Raw genomic sequence first — 17,989 nt, 5'->3', positions numbered from 1 at the left:
ACGAACTACTGCCGGACGGGAATACCGCGCGCAGCCATCAGCGCCTTGGCCTCGCCCACCGTGTGCTGGCCGAAGTGGAAGATGCTGGCGGCGAGCACGGCGTCTGCGCCGCCTTTCGTGATGCCGTCGGCCAGATCGTCCAGGCCGCCGACGCCGCCGGATGCGATGACGGGTACGGGCACGGCGTCGGACACCGCGCGGGTGAGTTCCAGGTCGAAGCCGCTCTTCGTGCCGTCGCGGTCCATGCTGGTCAGAAGGATCTCGCCGGCGCCGAAATCGGCCATCTGCTTCGCCCAGGCCACGGCGTCCAGGCCCACGTTCTTGCGCCCGCCGTGCGTGTAGACATCCCAGCCCGGGCCGCGCGCGGCGAGGTCGTCGCCCTGCCGGCGCTTGGCGTCGATGGCGACGACGATGCACTGCGCGCCGTACCGGTCGCTCGCGGCGCGGATCAGCTCGGGGTCGGCCACGGCCGCGGAGTTGAAGCTGACCTTGTCGGCCCCGGCATTCAGCAGCCGGCGCACGTCAGCCACCGAGCGCACACCGCCCCCCACTGTCAGCGGGATGAAGACCTGGCTGGCAACGGCCTCGATGATGTGCAGGATCAGGTCGCGGCCGTCGCTGGTGGCGGTGATGTCGAGGAAGGTGATCTCGTCGGCGCCCTGCTCGTTGTAGCGGGCGGCGATGTCGACAGGGTCGCCCGCGTCGCGCAGGCCGACGAAGTTGACGCCCTTGACGACGCGGCCGGCCGTGACGTCCAGGCAGGGGATGATGCGCTTGGCCAACATCAGCCGGCCGCCGCCAGCAGCTCGTCGGCGCGCTTCTGCGCGGCAGCGAAATCGAGGGCACCGGTATAGATGGACCGGCCGCAGATGACGCCTTCCACGCCCTCGCGCTCGACGGCGCACAGCCGCTCGATGTCGGCGATGTCAGACAGACCGCCCGACGCGATGACGGGGATGGTCAGCGCCTGGGCCAGCTTGACGGTGGCGTCGATGTTGATGCCGGTCAGCATGCCGTCGCGCCCGATGTCGGTGTAGATGACGCCTTCGACGCCGTAGTCCTCGAACTTCTTGGCCAGATCGACGACCTCGTGGCCGGTCAGCTTGCTCCAGCCGTCGGTCGCGACCTTGCCATCCTTGGCGTCCAGCCCCACGATGATGTGGCCGCCGAAGGCCGTGCAGGCGTCCTTCAGGAAGCCGGGGCTCTTCACCGCAGCAGTGCCGATGATGACGAAGCTCAGGCCATCATCGAGGTAGCGCTCGATGGTGTCGAGATCTCGGATGCCGCCGCCGAGCTGGATGGGGATCTCGTCGCCCACGGCCTTGATGATGGCCTTGATGGCGGGCTCATTGACCGGCTTGCCGGCAAAGGCGCCGTTCAGGTCCACCAGATGCAGGCGGCGGGCACCGGCATCCACCCAGCGCCGGGCCATCGCGGCCGGGTCCTCGCCGAAGGTGGTGGAGTCGTTCATGTCGCCTTGCTTGAGGCGGACGCAGCGACCGTCTTTCAGGTCGATGGCAGGGATCAGCAGCATGGCCGAGGGCGGTAGGGCTGGGGGAAGGTCGGGGACGAGAAAGTGCGGATCAGCTCTTGGCGATCAGGGCTTCCAATGAAGGAAGTTGCGGTACAGGGCGAGGCCCAGCGCAGCACTTTTCTCGGGGTGGAATTGGGTCGCAAAAATGTTATCCCGCGCCACTGCACAGGTAAAGCGAAGGCCGTAGTCGGTCTCGCCGACGCTGTGTTCGGGCAACGCGGTCGTCGCGTAGAAGCTGTGCACGAAGTAGAACCAGCTCTGGTCGGGGATGCCATCCCACACCGGATGTGCCCGCGGCTGGTGCACGCGGTTCCAGCCCATCTGCGGCACCTTGAAGCGGCTGCCGTCGTCCTGCAGCCGGCCCTCCAGCCGGAAACGCTGCACGCGCCCGGGGATCAGACCCAGGCCCGGCGTGTCTTGCTCCTCGCTGTGGTCCAGCAGCATCTGCATGCCGACGCACACGCCCAGCAGCGGCTTGGCGGCTGCCGCCTCCAGCACGGCCTCCTTGGCGCCGGAAGCGGCCAGCTCGGCCATGCAGTCGCGCATGGCGCCTTGGCCGGGCAGCACGACGCGCTCGGCAGCGCGGATCACGTCGGGGTCGGCCGTGATATCGACGTCGAACCCCTGACCCGCGGCCGCGTGGATGACGGCCTGCGACACCGAGCGCAGGTTGCCCATGCCGTAGTCGACGACGGCGACGCGCCGGCTCACAGAGAACCCTTGGTAGAGGGAATGACCCCCGCCGAGCGAGGGTCGGCCGTCGTCGCCATGCGCAGCGCGCGGCCGAAGGCCTTGAACATCGTCTCGGCCTGGTGGTGGGCGTTGTGGCCCTTCAGGTTGTCGATGTGCACGGTGGCCAGCGCGTGGTTGACGAAGCCCTGGAAGAACTCGAAGGTCAGCTGCGTGTCGAAGGCGCCGATGCTGCCGGCCGTGAACGTGACGTCCATGTGCAGGCCCGGGCGGCCGGACAGGTCGATGACGACGCGCGACAGCGCCTCGTCCAGAGGCACGTAGCTGTGGCCGTAGCGCGTCAGGCCCGCCTTGTCGCCCACCGCCTGCGCGACCGCCATGCCCAGCGTGATGCCCACGTCTTCCACCGTGTGGTGGCCGTCGATGTGCAGGTCGCCCTCGCAGTGCACGTCCAGGTCGATGAGGCCGTGGCGGGCGATCTGGTCCAGCATGTGGTCGAAGAAGCCGATGCCGGTCTGCAGCTTGGACTGGCCGGTGCCGTCGAGGTTGACGCGCACGGTGATGCGGGTCTCGCGTGTGTTGCGGGTGACTTCGGCGATTCTCATGTTCAGGTCTCAGCGAAGGATGGCGTCGAGGGCGAAGATCAGCGCATCGGTCTCGGCGTCCGTGCCCACGCTGATGCGCAGGAAGGGCGCGATGCGCGTCGGGCGCTTGAAGTGGCGCACCAGCACCTTGTGTTCACGCAACGCGGCCAGCAGCGCGGCGGCGTCGCGGCCCGGGAAGCTGGCGAAGATGAAGTTGGCGGCCGACGGCAGCACCGTGGCGCCCCGCTCGCGCAGCGCCGCGCTCATGCGCTCGCGCGTGGCGATGACACGCTCGCGCGTGCGGGCCAGCCAGTCGGCGTCATCCAGCGCCGCTACGCTGCCGGCGATGGCCAAACGGTCCAGCGGATAGGAGTTGAAGCTGTCCTTGACGCGCGTGAGAGCCTCGATGAGCGCCGGCTGGCCGATGGCATAGCCCACCCGCAGGCCGGCCAGCGCATGCGACTTGGACAGCGTGCGCACGACCAGCAGCTGCTCGTGCTGCGCGACCAGCGGGATCGCACTCTCGGCACCGTACTCAGCATAGGCCTCGTCCACGACGACGACCGACGCCATGTTGGCCCGCAGCAGCCGCTCCACCTCGGCGCGCGGCATGGCGATGCCGGTCGGCGCGTTGGGGTTCGGGAAGATGATGCCGCCGTTGGGTCCGGCGGCCAGCAGGTCGTCCACACGCAGGCTGAAGTCGTCGGCCAGCGGGACCTCGCGGGGCGTGATGCCGTAGAGCTTCGCGTAGACGGGGTAGAAGCTGTAGCTGACGTCGGGGTACAGCAGCGGCGCCGGGTGGCGCAGCAGCGCATGGAAGGTGTGGGCCAGGACCTCGTCGGAACCGTTGCCGACGAAGACGTGGCTCACCGGCACGCCGTGGTGGCGGGCGATAGCCTCCTTCAGCGCACGGGCCTCCGGGTCGGGGTACAGGCGCAGGCCTTCGCCCGTCGCCGCGGCGATGGCGTGCAACGCGGCATCGCTGGGCGGATACGGGCACTCGTTCGTGTTCAGCTTGACGAGGCCCTCGATGCGGGGCTGCTCGCCGGGAACATAGGGCGTGAGGCCGTGGACGACCTCGCTCCAGAAGCGACTCATGGCGTTTCGGTGGTCGGCTCGTCCAGCAACTCAGGGCCGACGAGGAAGGGGTTGAGGACGCGCAGCTTGTCGATGCGCTGGTCATGCGGCAGGTCTTCGGTCAGCAGAAAGCTGCAGCCCATGTGCTGGGCCGCGGCCACCATCAACGCGTCCCAGTAGCTGAGCTGGTAGCGGCTCTCGGCGGCCCAAGCGGTCTCGACGGTAGGCTGGTCGATCTGCCACGGCAGCCAGACCTGGTAGCGGCGCACCTCGGCGCGGGCGTCGCCGGCGGAGATGGCGGTCGCGAAGCGCTTGCGCGCGTTGGCGTAGAACTCGTTGAGCACCGGATTGCTGAGCCGGCCGCAGCGGCGCAGCCAGCATTCGGTCAGCCACTGACGCGAGCGCTGTTGCTTGTCGAGGTCGTTGTCGTCGAACGCGTGCAGCAGCACGTTCGCATCAACGAAGACGGTGGGCGTGGCGGCCATGTCAGGAGCGCCGGCGTTCACTCACGTCGTCGGGCTTCACGCGGGGACCGCTGGACTTGCCCCAGCTGCGCCACTCCAGCGCCTCGCGCATCGCGCGCTCGTAGGCATCGTCATGCCGCATCTTCTCGGCCAACATCTCGCCGATCAGGCGCGATACGCTGGTGTTGCGCCGCGCGGCCTCGAGCCGGGCCCACTCGGCGACGTCGTCTTCCATGGAGACCGTCACGTTCTTCATGACCCGAAGGGTAACACGAAGTTCGTGTTGCACGAACTTCGTGTCTTTCGCGACAACTCAGCGCAGGCGCAATTCCGCCGCGCGTGCGTGGGCCTGCAGACCCTCGCCGTGGGCCAGTTCGCTGGCGATGCGGCCCAGCACCTGGGCACCCTCGGCGCTGACCTCGATGAGGCTGCTGCGCTTCTGGAAGTCGTACACGCCCAGCGGTGACGAAAAGCGAGCCGTGCTGGCCGTGGGCAGCACGTGGTTGGGGCCGGCGCAATAGTCACCGAGGCTCTCGCTGGTGTAGGCCCCCATGAAGATCGCACCGGCATGGCGCAGCAGCGGCTCCCAGCGGCCCGGCTCGGCGGCGCTGATCTCCAGGTGCTCGGGTGCGATGGTGTTGCTGATCTCGCAGGCCTCTTCCATGGAGCGGGTGTGGATCAACGCGCCTCGGCCCTGCAGCGACGCACGGATGGTGGCTTCGCGCGGCAGCGCCGGCAGCAGTTTCTCCATGCTGGCGCGCACGGCTTCCAGATAAGCAGCATCGGGGCTCAGCAGAATGCTCTGCGCCAGCTCGTCGTGCTCGGCCTGGCTGAAGAGGTCCATGGCCACCCAGTCAGGCGGTGTCGTGCCATCGGCAATGATCAGGATCTCGCTGGGGCCCGCAATCATGTCGATGCCGACCTGGCCGAACACATGCTTCTTGGCCGAGGCGACGTAGGCATTGCCCGGCCCGGTGATCTTGTCGACGCGCGGGATGGTCGCCGTGCCATAAGCCAGCGCGGCCACCGCCTGCGCGCCGCCGATGGTGAACGCCCGGTGCACGCCGGCGACGGCTGCAGCGGCCAGCACCAGCGGGTTGCGCACGCCGTCCGGCGTTGGCACGACCATGATGATGTCCTGCACGCCGGCCACATGCGCCGGGATGGCATTCATCAGCACGCTGCTGGGGTAGGCCGCCTTACCGCCGGGCACGTAGAGGCCCACGCGGTCCAGCGGCGTGACCTTCTGGCCCAGCAGCGTGCCGTCCTCGTCGCGGTAGCTCCAGCTCTGACCGCTGGCCTGCAGCTGACGCTCGTGATAGGCCCGCACGCGCTTCGCCGCCGCCTGCAGCGCATCGCGCTGGGCCGGCGTGATGGCGGCCAGCGCGGCCTGCAGCTCGGCCTGCGTGATCTCCAGCGTCGCCATGCCGGGGGCGTTCACGCGGTCGAAGCGTGCGGTGTAGTCCAGCACGGCCGCGTCACCGCGGGCCTGCACGTCGGCCAGGATGTCCTTCACGCGGCCCTCGATGGCCGCATCCGTCTCTGCCGACCAATGGCGCAGGCGCTCGAATTCGGCGGCGAAGTCGGCGGCGACGGTGGAGAGCTGGCGAATGAGGGTCATGCGGAGACTGCGGAGGCGAAGGCGTCGATTAGGGGGCGGAGGGTGTCGCGCTTGAGCTTGAGCGCGGCCTGGTTGACGACGAGACGGGACGAGATATCCATGATCTGCTCGACCTCCACCAGCTTGTTGGCGCGCAACGTGCCGCCGGTGGAGACGAGGTCGACGATGGCATCGGCCAGGCCCGTCAACGGCGCGAGTTCCATGGAGCCGTAGAGCTTGATGAGGTCCACATGCACGCCCTTGTCGGCGAAGTGCTGGCGCGCGATCTCGGTGTACTTGGTAGCGACGCGCAGGCGCGAACCCTGCTTCACGGCGGCGGCGTAGTCGAAGTCCGCGCGCGTTGCGACGCTCATGCGGCAGCGCGCGATATTCAGGTCCAGTGGCTGGTACAGGCCATGCGAGCCACCCTGCGCCAGCGCTTGCTCATGCAGCACGTCGCGGCCGGCCACGCCAAGGTCGGCACCGCCGTACTGCACATAGGTCGGTACGTCGCTGGCGCGGACCATGACGATGCGAACGCCGTCGCGGTTGGTCGGCAGGATCAGCTTGCGCGAGGTCTCCGGGTCCTCCAGCACCTCGATGCCCGCGGCGCGCAGCAGCGGCAGCGTCTCCTCGAAGATGCGACCCTTGGACAGCGCGAGGGTCAGCCCTGTCATGCCTGCCACTCCTCGGGCGCCAGCGTCTTCATCGACAGCGCATGGATCTGCTCGCGCATCCGCTCGCCAAGCGCCGCATAGACGCGCTGGTGCCGCTTGATGCGCGTGAGGCCGGTGAACTCGCTGGACACGATGGTGGCAAAGAAATGCCGACCGTCGCCCTCGACTTCCAGGTGCGCGCAGGGCAGGCCTGCGGCGATGAAGTCGCGCACTTCTTGCGGGGTGGGGTCGGCCATCTCGGGTCCTTCAGGAAAACCCCGGATTTTAAGAACGGATCTTGTAGCCCCTCTTCAGCAGCGACAAAGCGAGCCCCGCGGTCACGACGAAGCTGGTTGCCACGACCGACAGGCTCAGCCACGGCGACACGTCGCTGACGCCGAAGAAGCCGCGCCGGAAGCCGTCGATCATGTAGAAGAACGGATTCAAGTGGCTCAGACCTAGCCAGAAGCCCGGCAGCGAATGCACCGAGTAGAAGACGCCCGACAGGAACGTCATCGGCATGATGATGAAGTTCTGGAAGGCGGCGAGTTGGTCGAACTTCTCGGCCCACAGACCGGCGATCAGCCCGAGCGTGCCCATCAGGCCGGCACCGAGCACGGTGAACGCCAGGATCCAAAACAGGTTGTCCAGCCCCGGCGGCGCAAACCAGGCCGTGACGATCAGCACGCCCGCACCGACCGCAACGCCACGCACGACGGCCGCGCCCACATAGGCAACGAACCAGGCCAGCGGCGACAGCGGCGTCAGCAGCAGGAACACCAGGTTGCCGGTGATCTTGCTCTGGATGAGGCTCGACGAGCTGTTCGCGAACGCGTTCTGCAGCACGCTCATCATCACGAGTCCAGGGATCAGGAACTGCGTGTAGCCCACCGTGTCGTAGACCTTCACGTGGTTCTCCAGCGTGTGGCCAAAGACCAGCAGGTACATGACCGCCGTCAGCACGGGCGCCGCGACGGTCTGGAAGGCCACCTTCCAGAAGCGCAGCACCTCCTTGTAGAACAGGGTGCGGGCGCCGTTCATGGCTGACCTCCCTTCATGATCTCGAGGAAGACGTCCTCCAGGTCGGCGCGGCCGATCTCCAGGTCCTCCACCGGCACGCCCTGCTGCCGCAGCGCGGCCAGCGTGGTCTCCACCTCGGCGGCATCCTGGGCCGTGACCTGCACGATGCGGCCGGTCACTCGCGCCCGCGCGGCGATGTCGGGCGGCAGTGCCGCGTCGGTCTTGAAGCGCAGCATCGTCGAATGCGTGCGCGCCAGCAGTTGCGATGTGCGGTCCAGCGCGACGATGCGGCCGGACTTCAGCATGCCGATGCGATGGCACAGCGCCTCGGCCTCCTCGAGGTAATGCGTCGTCAGCAGCACCGTGTGACCTTCCTTGTTCAGCCTGGCGATGAACTGCCACAGCGTCTGGCGCAGCTCCACGTCGACGCCAGCGGTCGGCTCGTCGAGCACGATGACCGGCGGGCGGTGCACCAGCGCCTGCGCGACGAGCACGCGGCGCTTCATGCCGCCGGACAGCTGACGCATGTTGGCGTGGGCCTTGTCGGCCAGGCCCAGGTTGGTCAGCAACTCGTCGATCCAGACGTCGTTGTTCTTCACGCCGAAGTAGCCGCTCTGGATGCGCAGCGTCTCGCGCACACTGAAGAACGGGTCGAACACGAGCTCCTGCGGCACGACGCCCAGCGCCTTGCGCGCGGCGGCGTAGTCGTCGACGACGTCATGGCCCATGACGCGCACGCGGCCCTCGGTGGCGCGGGCGAGGCCGGCGAGCACGCTGATCAGCGTCGTCTTGCCTGCACCGTTGGGGCCGAGCAGCCCGAAGAACTCGCCACAGGGGATGTCGAACGTGACGCCATCCAGCGCCTTCAGCTGCCCGCCGCGGTAGGTTTTCTTGACATTCTGGAAGGAGATGGCGGGAGGCGCGGCGGTCGAAATCGGCATGGGCCGCGATTCTAGAAGTGGCCCCATGCCTGCTGCTGTTCGCTGCCAGAATGCCCCGAGCATGTCCCAGCCCAAAAAACCCCGCCGCACCGCTGAGCGCATCCTGGAGGTCACGCTGGACCTCTTCAACCGCTTCGGCGAGCCCAACGTCTCGACGACGCTGATCTCGGCGGAACTCAAGATCAGCCCGGGCAACCTCTACTACCACTACCCGGCCAAGGACGAGCTGGTCAATGCGCTGTTCGGCCGCTACGAGGCCGACCTGCGGGAGCTGCTGGCAGCGGCCGACAACGTGCGTCATGTCGAGGACGCGTGGCTGTTCTTCCACATGCTGTTCGAGCTGATCTGGAAGCACCGCTTCCTGTACCGTGACCTGAACGATCTGCTGTTCAAGAACCGCCGGCTCGAGACCCACTTCCAGCGCGTGCTCGCGGACAAGGAGCAGGCCATGCGGCACGTCCTGTCAGGACTGCACCTGGGTGGCGCGCTGAAGATGGACCTGCGCGACGCCGCGCCCACGGCCAACACGATGGTCGTCGTGCTGAGCTACTGGTTGAGCTACGAATTCGTGCGCGACCCGCGCCATGCTCTGGAGCCCGACCGCGCGGGCAGCGCCCTGCTGCGCGGCGCCTTCCACGCACTGAGCCTGCTGCTGCCCTACCTGGAGCCGGCCTCCAAGGATCACCTCTTCAAGCTCGCGGGCAACTACCAACCACAGCCCTGAAGGAGACAACGCGATGGCCACCTGGACCGCCTTTCCCTACGACAACGCCGCTTTCACCTACACGCCGGCCACGCTGAAGAAGCACTGGGCCCGGCTGCATGCCGGCGACGCCGAACCGTTCCCCAAGGACACCGCCGTCCAGCAGGCCTGGATCCACTTCCACGCCGGCGAGTTCCAGGCCGCTTTCGACGCCGGCGTGGCCGCGGGCGGCGCCGGCATCACCGTGGCCAACAAGGCTCAGGGCATCTACGCCAACTACCTCGAGAAGAAGGAGAAGGTGAAGCTGGAGATGTTCCTGGCCATTGCCGAGCGCGCCGAGGCGCAGCAGGCGGAGGCCCCCGGGAACGCCAATGCGTATTACTGGCAGGCCTACGCGCTGGGCCGCTACGGCCAGGGTATCAGCGTGGCCAAGGCGCTGGCCCAGGGTCTGGGCGTCAAGGTGAAGACGGCGCTGGAGACCACGATCAAGCTGGCCCCCAAGCATGCCGATGCCCACATCGCGCTGGGCGCCTTCCATGCAGAGGTCATCGACAAGGTCGGCAAGTTGCTCGGCAAGACGCAGGGCGCCGACACGGCCACAGGCCTGAAGATGTTCGAACAGGCACTCAAGCTGAATCCGACCAGCGCCATCGCGATGATCGAGCGGGCCAACGGCCTCGTCATGCTGGAGGGCGACAAGCGCCTGAAAGAAGCCGAGCAGCTGTACGCCGACGCCGCGGCCTGCGAGGCGATGGACGCGATGGAACAGCTGGACATTGAGTTGGCCCGCGAAGAACTGGAAGAGTGAATCGCCAGGCGGGACATCCGGCACAACCCGATCACTCGCTTTCGGGGGTGCACGCAGCACGACGGCGACGTAAGCTCCACGCCATCGCCTCCTACCCGACCCACGAGACAAGCACCATGAAGTACCTGATCCCCGCCCTCGCCGCCGTCGCTGCCTTCTCCGTGCAGGCTGCCGGCAAGCAGACCCCGGAGCAAGCCGAGCTGCGCGCCGAATGCGCCAAGAGCTACAGCGAGACCAGCAGCCTCACGACCCCGGTCGCCGCCAACGAGTACCAGTTCGTTTACTCCGCCGGCAAGTACAAGGGTGAGGCCCGCCCCGGCAAGCTGCTGCCCTGCACGCAGCAGCAGTACGCCGCCTATCTGGACAACAAGGCGGACCCGGCCAAGGTCATGGCCGCCTACCCCACGGCAGCCGGCCGCCCGACGGCCAAGAAGTAAGCAGCGCCCGCTCGCCCTCCCCTGGGCTGCAGGCCGAAATGAAAGCGCTCAAGGAGCGCTTTTTTTCATGCCCGGGCCAGGTGGCCTGTCACCCCTGATCCTCGCCCCACGGCAGCATCAGTGACAGCAGCAGCAGCTTCTCGAACTCGGGCGCGAAGTTAGCGACGATGGCCTCGGGGTCCGGGCACAGGGCCGCGTCCGTAATGAGGCCGAACTGCACGCGGCCGGCATAGGTCAGGATCGACAGGCCCAGGCCGATGTCGCCCGACTGCGGCACCCAGAACATCACCTTTTCGACCGTCGAGCCGCAGAACTTCAACGCCTCGGTCGGCCCGGGCACGTTGGTCATGACGGCCGTGGCCTTCTTGGCGAAGAGGTTCAGCATCGCGTGCTGAACCGGCTTGATCAGCAGGCCCGCCACTGACAGCAGACCGAAGGCCATCACCGGCTGGAAGCTGCCCTTGAGGTCGCGCATGCGCGTACGCACGGCGTACAGCCGCTCCACCGGGTTGGCGATGCCCACGGGGAGCACCAGCGGCACCAGGCCGAAGCGGTTGCCCAGTTGCCACGCCTGCTCCAGTGGCCGCAGGTTGACCGGCACCATCGCGCGGATCTCCTTGCCCGACGGATCCTCGCCCTTGTCGGCCAGGTAGCGGCCGATGGCGCCAGCCGCGCAGGCCAACAGCACGTCGTTGACCGAGGCGCCAAGCGCCTTGCCCACGGCCTTCACTTCGTCCAGCGCCAGACGGTCGTCCCATGCCACAGTCTTCTTCGGGCCGGGCTTGCCCTTGAGCCGCGTGGGCGAGTCGTCCGGCATCAGCGCAAAGGCCGCGACATCCGACACCGCCTGGTAACCCATGCGAGCCATCTCCAGCGACGAGTCCATAGGCGTCGTGCCGCTCATCGCGCGGTCCAGCCCGAAGGTCATGCCCTTGCCGGTCATGCCGATGGCCTTGACCGTCATGTTGCTCAGCGGCCGCAGGAAGGCATCGAGCAACCAGTCTGGCTCGTGCGTCTCGGCCCGCGGCGCGCGGCGCGGCGGCGCCTGGCCGCCATCGGTGATCGACAGCATCACGGCGATCAGCGCGATGCCATCGGCTATGCAGTGGTGGATGCGGGCGATCATCGCGCTGGAGCCGTCGCCCATGTCCTCGATGAGCTGGAACTGCCAGAGCGGATGCTCTGGATCCAGCGGCTGACTGCACAGCTCCGCCACGCGCTCGCGCAGCACATCGTCCAGACTCTGGCCGCGCAGCGGAAGCGGCTCCTCGCCGACGACATGCCGCGCGATGTCGAACTCACGGTCGATCACCCATTCGGCGCCGACAAAGGCGTCCTGCACGACCTTCTGACGGAAGCGCGGGTACTGCAGCAGGCGCTCGGCCACGCGCTCACGCAAGGCCGCCAGCGTGATGCCGGGGCGGATGGACCAGACCCCGACGATCATCATCAGGTTGGCCTCGGTATCCATGCGCAACCAGGCCGTGTCGACCTTGGACATGCGTTCGCTGGTGGGGCCCACGGCGTCTCCTCGAAAGTCGTTCTTGGCCGGGCCTAAACTCACGCGCCCGTCTTCGTCGGATGGCATTGTGACGAAGACCCAGCCACCGCCAGCCCTGGAGAATCCCGTGAGCCTCAAAGATCAGTTCGAAGCCGCCGTCGCCGACTCAAAGAATCTGCCTGAGCGGCCCGACAACGCCACGCTGCTGAAGATCTATGCGCTCTACAAGCAGGCCAGCAGCGGCGATGTGGACGGCTCGCGCCCCGGCTTCACCGACATGATCGGCCGCGCGAAGTGGGATGCGTGGAATGAACTCAAGGGTACGTCGGCCGACGACGCGATGCAGCAGTACGTCGACCTCATCGAGTCCCTGAAGTAGGGCCAGCTCAGCCGGGCTTCTTCTTGCCCGGCACCTTCTTCTGGGCAGCCAGCAGCGCGTCCAGCTCCTTCTCGATCTCGCTCTCGATGGTCGCCTTGAAGGCGCCCAGCAGGAACCCGAGCTGCGCGACCAGCTCGAAGCGGTTGGCCGCGACGGTCAGCTCGCCCTTCACGCCCGAACGCGTGAACTCGACGGTGTCCTCGTCCGCGCCTTCGTGCACGGTGCAGGCCATATCGAACTTCTGCTCGACCTGCTCGGCCCATTGCCAGGCGAGTTCTCGCGCACGGGCCAGGCCCAGCTCATGGTCACGGTGGATGCGGATCTCGGCCACGGCGGCCCTCCTCGTTGTGTGGCGCACCACTCTAAGTCAGAAGCGCCTCGTTACCGCCTGCAGAAGACTTTCGCCGCATACTGCCGCCCCCAAGAGCCGGACTTGAAAGCCCGCCGCACGAGGGAGGATTCATGCACCCCGACGTTACGGAACCACCACGCCTCGACCCGCTCCGCCAGGGCCTGGCGCTGTTGCGGGCGCCCGAGCCCGATGCCGAGCAGGCCGTCTACTGGTTTCAGCTCGCCGCGGAGGACGGCGATGTCGAAGGCCTGGCGCTTCTGGCCTTCTGCCAGCTCGAAGGGCTGGGCCTGCCGCGAGAGCCGGTGCAGGCCCGTGAACGACTGGAACGCGCCGCCGCCGAAGGCAGCCTGACTGCCAAGTTCAACCTGGGCCGCGCGCTGGTGGCAGGCTGGGGCGGCGAAGCCGACCCGGCGCGTGGCATTGCGCTGTATACGGCCGCCGCCGCAGCAGGCCACGCCGACGCGACCTTCAACCTCGCCGCCTGCCTGGATGCCGGCTGGGGCTGTCTGAGCGATCGGCTGGCCGCCAAGGCCTTGTTCATGCGCGCCCGTGCGCTCGGCAGCCCGTTGAAGGCACCGGGACTGCGCATCCGACAGCGTGAGCTCGATGCCGTGCGCGAGCTGGCACGCCACTTCGAGAACGGTGAGGACCTGCCCCGCCTCGTCAACGACCGACAGCACAAGGCCGCCTTGATGCAGGACCTGGTGCGCCGCCCACGAGGCCCCGGGCTGGGCCTGGCGCCCCGGCAAGGGCGGGCCACGCCGGCGCCGCTGGCGTCGATGCTGACCGGCTTGCGCAGCGCGGTGACCGGGCTGTTCGGCCCACGCAAGGGCCGCTCCCTCGCGAACTGAGCTGCCGCAGCTCAGCGCGGCGCGACCCTCAGCGCCTCGCGGCGCTGCTCGCGTGACAGCGCCCCCAGGCGCTCCACCGCCGAATGGAACCTTGGCCAGTCGCGCCCCTCGCGCTCGAACAGCCGTTCGAAGGCCGGCACGAGATCGCTGTAGGCCGACAGGATGGCGAAGCTCGCGTTATTGGCACGCTGGAACCAGCCCTCGTAACCCGGCGCTTCTCGGACCGCGCGCTCGCGCAACTCCGCCATCACGGCGGCCTTGCCGGCAGCCCGCGCCTCGGCCGCTCCTTCGTAGACCGCCTGCAGCCGATCCCGGCCCTCCCGAGCCAGCTGCAGGAAGGCCGCGCGCCGCGCACGGCCGGCCTCGAAGGCCGCCAGCGCCTCGGGCCGGCCGGCCAGCCACTCGCGCGCGCCCAGCAGCTCCACGGCGCTGGCATAGGCCTCGTTGAAGGCGGTGTCGTCGCTGAGGTAGACGCGCTGGTGGGCCAGCTCATGGAACAGCATGGCGGCCAGCTCGCCCTCGGGATAGCGGACGAAGGTGTTGAGCAGCGGGTCGCCGCCCAGCCACCGGCTCCAGCCGAGCGTTGAGTAGGCCGGGATGGCCTGGACCTGCACCTCCCAGCCCTCGGCCCCCAGCTCCGCAGCATGGGCGTCGGCCTCGGCGCGGTCGAACCAGCCCTGATAGCCCGCGCAGCCCATGATGGGATAGCACCAGGTCTTCAGCGTCAAGCCAAACTCGGGCGCCGCAACGATGTTCCACACGGCCGCCGGCCGGTGCAGATCGGCATAGCGGCGGTAGCTGTTGTTGTCGGGCAGCGCGAGCTGGCGGCTGGCGAAGTCGCGCATCTGCTGCGTGAGCTGCAGGCGCTGGGCCAGGTCAGGCGGCGTGGCGGGGTCGGCCAGCCAGTCCGCCACCGGCCGCGATGCACGCAGGATGCCCAGGTGCCCCCCGGCCGCCTGGCGCCAGTGGCCGACGGCGCTGCAGCCGGCCAGGCCCAGCGCCAGCGCGACGAACAGCAGCCGGCGGATCAAGCGGCCTGCACTTCCACTAGGCAGTCGTAGAACGCCGGCGCCTCGCCCATGTCGGTCAGCCGCTGGTGCGTGACCTCGTTGACGTTGGTGCCCTGCACGCCCAGCTTGCGCCACCAGACGCCCAGTCCATTGACGACACCAGGCCGCGCACGCGGACTGACCTTGAGCCGTGCCACGTAGCGGCCCCGGTCGTTGAACGCGGCCACCAGCGCACCGTCCGCCAGCCCACGGGCGGCGGCGTCCGTCGCGTGCATCTCGATCAGCGGCTCGCCCTCGATGTCGCGCAGGCTTTTCACGTTGACGAAGCTGCTGTTGAGGAAGTTGCGCGCCGGCGGCGAGATCATCGCCAGCGGGTAGCGCGCCGCGAGCGCCGGGTCGGTCAGCGCACACTCGTAATTGGGCACGAAGTCGGCACCGGCCGCATTCGCGCGGCCGCTGGCAGTGCGGAAGCCGCCGTCGGCGAAAGGCGCCTCGGGGATGGGCAGCGGCTGCCAGCCTTGCGTGCGCAGCAGGTCCAGATCGATGTCGGGCGTGAACGCCTGGGCCACCAGCTCCTCGTCGGTCTCGCGGAAGCACGGGTCCGTCAGGCCCAGCGCCGCAGCCAGCTCGCGGAAGATCTGCGTGTTGGGCTTGGCCTCGCCGAGCGGCTGGACCGCGGGCTGGTTCATCAGCACGTCGGTATGGCCGTAGCTGGTGTGCACGTCCAGGTGTTCCAGCTGCGTCGTCGCCGGCAGCACGTAGTCGGCCAGGTCGGCGGTGTCGGTCATGAAGTGCTCCAGCACGACCGTGAACAGGTCCTCGCGCTGGAAGCCCTTCACCACCTTGGGCGATTCCGGCGCCACCGCGACCGGGTTGCTGTTGTAGACGAAGAGCGCCTGGATCGGCGGGTCGGCCTGTAGGAGCGCATCGCCGATGGTGCTCATGTTGACCATGCGCGGCATGCGACCGGCCAGCAGGTCGGGCCGCTCCAGCGCCGGGTTCTTGTACGGCGCGAACCAGCCGGACGCCGATAGCAGCAGGCCGCCGCTCGGATGCCGCCACGCGCCGGTCAGGCAGGGCAGCATCGCGATGAGCCTCACGGCATTGCCGCCGCCGCGCACGCGCTGCAGGCCGTAGTTCATGCGGATGGCGGCCGGCGTCGTCGTGCCGTAGTCGCGCGCCAGGCCGCGCACCTCGTCGGCGCTGATGCCACACACCTCGGCGACGCGCTCCGGCGGCCAGTCCAGCGCCTTGCCGCGCAGCTCGTCCCAGCCATCGACATGGCGGGCGATGTAGTCATGGTCCAGCCAGTCGTTGACGATCAGCTCGCGCATGACACCCAATGCGAGCGCGCCATCGGTGCCAGGCAGCACGGCGATGTGCTGGTGGCATTTGTCGGCGGTCTCGGTCTTGCGCGGGTCGATGCAGATGAGCTTGGCGCCCTCTCGCTTCGCCTGATTGGCATACGTCCAGAAATGCAGGTTGGACGTGATGCTGTTGCTGCCCCAGATGACGATGAGCTTGGCGCCCGCGAAGTGGCGGGTGTGCATGCCGAGCTTGTGGCCGTATGTCATCGCCAGCGCGGCGCCGCCGGCGGAAGCGCAGATCGTGCGGTCCAGGCGCGCCGCGCCGAGCGCGTTCCACAGCCGGCCGGCCATGGCCTCACCTTGGATGAGGCCCATCGTGCCGGCATAGCTGTAGGGCTGGATGCACTGCGGGTCGGAGATGGCCTTCAGCCGCGCGGCGATGTCGGCAAGCGCTTCGGCCCAGCTGACGCGGACGAACTGCGGCGCCTCGGTCTTCTTGCTGATGCGCTTGAGCGGATGCAGCAGCCGCTCGGGGTGGTAGGTGCGTTCCGGGTAGCGCGAGACCTTGGTGCACAGCGCGCCGTGGGTGTTGGGATGGTCGGCGCGGCCCTGGACCTTGATGACGCGTTCGTTCTCGACGGTGACCTGCATGGCGCAGGTATCCGGGCAGTCATGCGGGCAGGCGCCGTGGACGGTGCGGGTGGTCATGGCAGTCGCTTCGGATGCGGAAGCGCCCATTGTCGCTAGCCCGCGCCGACCGCACCGATGCGGGGGCTGGGACGGTCGCGAGCCACAACAAACACGCGCTTGCGCGCGCAGCCTACCCCAGCCAAGGACCCGTCATTGGCGACAAAACCGGAACGATCCGTTCCATTCGTCGCGCCTTTTGATTCGGCACCGCCGCCCAACCTGCCAGACCGTGTGAGGGCGCCAGATTCGCCCCACCGCCAGGCCGCCCGTCGGCGCCTGGTCTTGAATCGAAAGAGGAATCCATGAAGTACAAGACCCTTGCTCTCTCCAGCCTGGCCCTGGCGGCCAGTTCCGCGGCCTTCGCCCAAACCTCGAGCCCGCAGCTGTCGATCTACGGCGTGCTCGACGCCAACGTGCAGGTGCTCGACGGCGCATCCAAGCAGACGCGCGTGCAATCGGGCGGCCTGTCCGGCTCGCGGATCGGGCTGCGCGGCAGCGAAGACCTGGGCGGCGGCCTGCAGGCCTTCTTCACGCTGGAGTCTGGCGTCAATCTGGACGACGGCACCAACGGCCAGAACGCCTTCTGGGGCCGCCAGGCCTACGTGGGCCTCGGCTCGCGTTACGGCAAGGTGTCTCTGGGCCGCCAGTACAGCAGCCTGTACACGTTGACCGACGAATTCAGCCAGTTCTCCAACCTCGGGACCGGCGCGAGCACCGGTGTCATCGGTGGCTTCGGCGGCTACGAGCCCGTGCGGGGCAGCAACAACTCCGCCACCGGCAACGGCGGCCCGAGCCGGGTCAACAACTCGGTGAAGCTGGAATCGGCCAACTACGGCGGCTTCAGCGCTGGCGCGCTGTGGGGCATGGGCGAGGTGGCGGGCAACACCAACGGCACGCGCATCGCCGACGTCTACGGCCGATACACCGGCCACGGGCTGGACGCCATGGTCTCCGTGCTGGAAGACAAGGCGGACGCGCTGGGCCAGAACCTGCGCACGCTGTCGGCCGCCGCGGCCTATGACTGGGGCAGCTTCCGCTTCAATGGCGGCGTCATGAAGGTGGACGACCGCAGCGCCAACAACTTCGACGGCAAGGGCTATTGGCTCGGCGCCAGCTACCGCCTCGGCCAGCACCAGTTCAAGGGCCAGTACGTCGAGAGCAAGAACGACGGCGCGCTCGCTGACGGCAAGACGCAGGCCTTCGGCGTGGGCTACCAGTACGACCTGTCCAAGCGCACGGCCCTCTACAGCTCGGTCACGCGTTTCAAGAACGATGGCGTGGGCTACACCAGCCGCGCGGCTGGCGCCATCCCGGTCGGCCTGGTGGACGCTGACCACCACAACCTGACCGAGGTCGTTGCCGGCATCCGCCACAGCTTCTGAGCC

22 protein-coding genes are annotated in these 17,989 nt (G+C 68.2%); 6 read left to right on the top strand and 16 right to left on the bottom strand.

Annotated elements, in window-relative coordinates; genetic code table 11:
* Window positions 1–5: 5 nt before the first annotated feature.
* From hisF to LXT13_RS21645, 12 genes are all read right to left on the bottom strand, one after another.
* The gene (hisF, locus tag LXT13_RS21700) at window positions 6–785 is read right to left on the bottom strand and encodes an imidazole glycerol phosphate synthase subunit HisF (RefSeq protein ID WP_233374403.1); all 780 of its coding nucleotides are present in this window, start codon (window positions 783–785) and stop codon (window positions 6–8) included.
* Complete coding sequence (hisA, locus tag LXT13_RS21695; RefSeq protein ID WP_233374402.1) at window positions 785–1,534, bottom strand: 1-(5-phosphoribosyl)-5-[(5-phosphoribosylamino)methylideneamino]imidazole-4-carboxamide isomerase; 750 nt, start codon at window positions 1,532–1,534, stop codon at window positions 785–787. The genes hisF and hisA overlap by 1 nt, the downstream gene beginning before the upstream one ends.
* A gap of 63 nt (window positions 1,535–1,597) precedes the next feature.
* Window positions 1,598–2,245, bottom strand: coding sequence for an imidazole glycerol phosphate synthase subunit HisH (gene hisH, locus LXT13_RS21690; protein WP_349254854.1), 648 nt, complete (start codon window positions 2,243–2,245; stop codon window positions 1,598–1,600).
* Window positions 2,242–2,829 (bottom strand): imidazoleglycerol-phosphate dehydratase HisB, encoded by a 588-nt coding sequence (hisB, locus tag LXT13_RS21685; RefSeq protein WP_233374401.1) that lies wholly within the window; start codon window positions 2,827–2,829, stop codon window positions 2,242–2,244. Before hisB ends, hisH begins: the two co-directional genes overlap by 4 nt.
* Window positions 2,830–2,838: 9 nt before the next feature.
* Window positions 2,839–3,906, bottom strand: coding sequence for a histidinol-phosphate transaminase (gene hisC, locus LXT13_RS21680; RefSeq protein ID WP_233374400.1), 1,068 nt, complete (start codon window positions 3,904–3,906; stop codon window positions 2,839–2,841).
* On the bottom strand, window positions 3,903–4,370 hold the full coding sequence (locus LXT13_RS21675; protein WP_233374399.1) for a PIN domain-containing protein: 468 nt from the start codon (window positions 4,368–4,370) through the stop codon (window positions 3,903–3,905). Before LXT13_RS21675 ends, hisC begins: the two co-directional genes overlap by 4 nt.
* 1 nt (window position 4,371) lies before the next feature.
* Window positions 4,372–4,605 carry a CopG family transcriptional regulator gene (locus tag LXT13_RS21670; RefSeq protein WP_233374398.1) on the bottom strand — a complete coding sequence of 78 codons (234 nt, stop codon included), beginning with the start codon at window positions 4,603–4,605 and terminating at the stop codon, window positions 4,372–4,374.
* 57 nt (window positions 4,606–4,662) lie between these two features.
* Complete coding sequence (gene hisD / locus LXT13_RS21665) at window positions 4,663–5,970, bottom strand: histidinol dehydrogenase (RefSeq protein WP_233374397.1); 1,308 nt, start codon at window positions 5,968–5,970, stop codon at window positions 4,663–4,665.
* Window positions 5,967–6,626 carry an ATP phosphoribosyltransferase gene (hisG, locus tag LXT13_RS21660; protein ID WP_233374396.1) on the bottom strand — a complete coding sequence of 220 codons (660 nt, stop codon included), beginning with the start codon at window positions 6,624–6,626 and terminating at the stop codon, window positions 5,967–5,969. Before hisG ends, hisD begins: the two co-directional genes overlap by 4 nt.
* The gene (locus tag LXT13_RS21655) at window positions 6,623–6,862 is read right to left on the bottom strand and encodes a BolA family protein (RefSeq protein WP_233374395.1); all 240 of its coding nucleotides are present in this window, start codon (window positions 6,860–6,862) and stop codon (window positions 6,623–6,625) included. Before LXT13_RS21655 ends, hisG begins: the two co-directional genes overlap by 4 nt.
* Window positions 6,863–6,890: 28 nt before the next feature.
* Window positions 6,891–7,646, bottom strand: a complete 756-nt coding sequence (locus tag LXT13_RS21650) for an ABC transporter permease (RefSeq protein WP_233374394.1) — start codon at window positions 7,644–7,646, stop codon at window positions 6,891–6,893.
* Window positions 7,643–8,566 (bottom strand): ABC transporter ATP-binding protein, encoded by a 924-nt coding sequence (locus LXT13_RS21645; protein WP_233374393.1) that lies wholly within the window; start codon window positions 8,564–8,566, stop codon window positions 7,643–7,645. Before LXT13_RS21645 ends, LXT13_RS21650 begins: the two co-directional genes overlap by 4 nt.
* A gap of 61 nt (window positions 8,567–8,627) precedes the next feature.
* On the opposite strand from LXT13_RS21645, the gene LXT13_RS21640 reads away from it, so the two are divergent.
* From LXT13_RS21640 to LXT13_RS21630, 3 genes are all read left to right on the top strand, one after another.
* The gene (locus LXT13_RS21640) at window positions 8,628–9,290 is read left to right on the top strand and encodes a TetR/AcrR family transcriptional regulator (RefSeq protein ID WP_233374392.1); all 663 of its coding nucleotides are present in this window, start codon (window positions 8,628–8,630) and stop codon (window positions 9,288–9,290) included.
* A gap of 13 nt (window positions 9,291–9,303) precedes the next feature.
* Complete coding sequence (locus LXT13_RS21635) at window positions 9,304–10,077, top strand: tetratricopeptide repeat protein (protein WP_233374391.1); 774 nt, start codon at window positions 9,304–9,306, stop codon at window positions 10,075–10,077.
* A 116-nt stretch (window positions 10,078–10,193) separates the two neighbouring features.
* On the top strand, window positions 10,194–10,514 hold the full coding sequence (locus LXT13_RS21630) for a hypothetical protein (protein ID WP_233374390.1): 321 nt from the start codon (window positions 10,194–10,196) through the stop codon (window positions 10,512–10,514).
* A gap of 88 nt (window positions 10,515–10,602) precedes the next feature.
* Here LXT13_RS21630 and LXT13_RS21625 read toward each other — a convergent pair whose 3' ends face one another.
* A complete protein-coding gene (locus LXT13_RS21625) occupies window positions 10,603–12,015 on the bottom strand; it encodes a wax ester/triacylglycerol synthase family O-acyltransferase (protein ID WP_233374579.1) in 1,413 nt (470 codons plus the stop codon).
* A 127-nt stretch (window positions 12,016–12,142) separates the two neighbouring features.
* Here LXT13_RS21625 and LXT13_RS21620 point away from each other — a divergent pair, with 127 nt between their 5' ends.
* A complete protein-coding gene (locus LXT13_RS21620) occupies window positions 12,143–12,394 on the top strand; it encodes an acyl-CoA-binding protein (RefSeq protein ID WP_233374389.1) in 252 nt (83 codons plus the stop codon).
* A 7-nt stretch (window positions 12,395–12,401) separates the two neighbouring features.
* Here LXT13_RS21620 and LXT13_RS21615 read toward each other — a convergent pair whose 3' ends face one another.
* Entirely contained in the window at window positions 12,402–12,725 is a 324-nt protein-coding gene (locus tag LXT13_RS21615; protein WP_233374388.1) for a polyhydroxyalkanoic acid system family protein, read from the bottom strand.
* Window positions 12,726–12,856: 131 nt separating this feature from the next.
* On the opposite strand from LXT13_RS21615, the gene LXT13_RS21610 reads away from it, so the two are divergent.
* Window positions 12,857–13,597 (top strand): tetratricopeptide repeat protein, encoded by a 741-nt coding sequence (locus LXT13_RS21610; RefSeq protein WP_233374387.1) that lies wholly within the window; start codon window positions 12,857–12,859, stop codon window positions 13,595–13,597.
* An 11-nt stretch (window positions 13,598–13,608) separates the two neighbouring features.
* Here LXT13_RS21610 and LXT13_RS21605 read toward each other — a convergent pair whose 3' ends face one another.
* On the bottom strand, window positions 13,609–14,628 hold the full coding sequence (locus LXT13_RS21605; protein ID WP_255719646.1) for an aminopeptidase: 1,020 nt from the start codon (window positions 14,626–14,628) through the stop codon (window positions 13,609–13,611).
* On the bottom strand, window positions 14,625–16,622 hold the full coding sequence (locus tag LXT13_RS21600) for a molybdopterin-containing oxidoreductase family protein (protein WP_233374386.1): 1,998 nt from the start codon (window positions 16,620–16,622) through the stop codon (window positions 14,625–14,627). Before LXT13_RS21600 ends, LXT13_RS21605 begins: the two co-directional genes overlap by 4 nt.
* 284 nt (window positions 16,623–16,906) lie before the next feature.
* On the opposite strand from LXT13_RS21600, the gene LXT13_RS21595 reads away from it, so the two are divergent.
* Complete coding sequence (locus tag LXT13_RS21595) at window positions 16,907–17,986, top strand: porin (protein WP_233374385.1); 1,080 nt, start codon at window positions 16,907–16,909, stop codon at window positions 17,984–17,986.
* Window positions 17,987–17,989 lie beyond the last annotated feature (3 nt).

Source organism: Pelomonas cellulosilytica (assembly GCF_021353265.1).
Taxonomy (GTDB): domain Bacteria; phylum Pseudomonadota; class Gammaproteobacteria; order Burkholderiales; family Burkholderiaceae_C; genus Pelomonas; species Pelomonas cellulosilytica.
This window is presented reverse-complemented; position numbering and strand designations above follow the sequence as displayed.

Excerpts from the sequence above, each read along its gene's own strand:
- hisF (WP_233374403.1), bottom strand. The coding sequence starts at position 785 with ATGTTGGCCAAGCGCATCATCCCCTGCCTGGACGTCACGGCCGGCCGC.
- hisA (WP_233374402.1), bottom strand. The coding sequence starts at position 1,534 with ATGCTGCTGATCCCTGCCATCGACCTGAAAGACGGTCGCTGCGTCCGC.
- hisB (WP_233374401.1), bottom strand. The coding sequence starts at position 2,829 with ATGAGAATCGCCGAAGTCACCCGCAACACACGCGAGACCCGCATCACC.
- hisC (WP_233374400.1), bottom strand. The coding sequence starts at position 3,906 with ATGAGTCGCTTCTGGAGCGAGGTCGTCCACGGCCTCACGCCCTATGTT.
- LXT13_RS21675 (WP_233374399.1), bottom strand. The coding sequence starts at position 4,370 with ATGGCCGCCACGCCCACCGTCTTCGTTGATGCGAACGTGCTGCTGCAC.
- LXT13_RS21670 (WP_233374398.1), bottom strand. The coding sequence starts at position 4,605 with ATGAAGAACGTGACGGTCTCCATGGAAGACGACGTCGCCGAGTGGGCC.
- hisD (WP_233374397.1), bottom strand. The coding sequence starts at position 5,970 with ATGACCCTCATTCGCCAGCTCTCCACCGTCGCCGCCGACTTCGCCGCC.
- hisG (WP_233374396.1), bottom strand. The coding sequence starts at position 6,626 with ATGACAGGGCTGACCCTCGCGCTGTCCAAGGGTCGCATCTTCGAGGAG.
- LXT13_RS21655 (WP_233374395.1), bottom strand. The coding sequence starts at position 6,862 with ATGGCCGACCCCACCCCGCAAGAAGTGCGCGACTTCATCGCCGCAGGC.
- LXT13_RS21650 (WP_233374394.1), bottom strand. The coding sequence starts at position 7,646 with ATGAACGGCGCCCGCACCCTGTTCTACAAGGAGGTGCTGCGCTTCTGG.
- LXT13_RS21645 (WP_233374393.1), bottom strand. The coding sequence starts at position 8,566 with ATGCCGATTTCGACCGCCGCGCCTCCCGCCATCTCCTTCCAGAATGTC.
- LXT13_RS21640 (WP_233374392.1), top strand. The coding sequence starts at position 8,628 with ATGTCCCAGCCCAAAAAACCCCGCCGCACCGCTGAGCGCATCCTGGAG.
- LXT13_RS21635 (WP_233374391.1), top strand. The coding sequence starts at position 9,304 with ATGGCCACCTGGACCGCCTTTCCCTACGACAACGCCGCTTTCACCTAC.
- LXT13_RS21630 (WP_233374390.1), top strand. The coding sequence starts at position 10,194 with ATGAAGTACCTGATCCCCGCCCTCGCCGCCGTCGCTGCCTTCTCCGTG.
- LXT13_RS21625 (WP_233374579.1), bottom strand. The coding sequence starts at position 12,015 with ATGTCCAAGGTCGACACGGCCTGGTTGCGCATGGATACCGAGGCCAAC.
- LXT13_RS21610 (WP_233374387.1), top strand. The coding sequence starts at position 12,857 with ATGCACCCCGACGTTACGGAACCACCACGCCTCGACCCGCTCCGCCAG.
- LXT13_RS21600 (WP_233374386.1), bottom strand. The coding sequence starts at position 16,622 with ATGACCACCCGCACCGTCCACGGCGCCTGCCCGCATGACTGCCCGGAT.
- LXT13_RS21595 (WP_233374385.1), top strand. The coding sequence starts at position 16,907 with ATGAAGTACAAGACCCTTGCTCTCTCCAGCCTGGCCCTGGCGGCCAGT.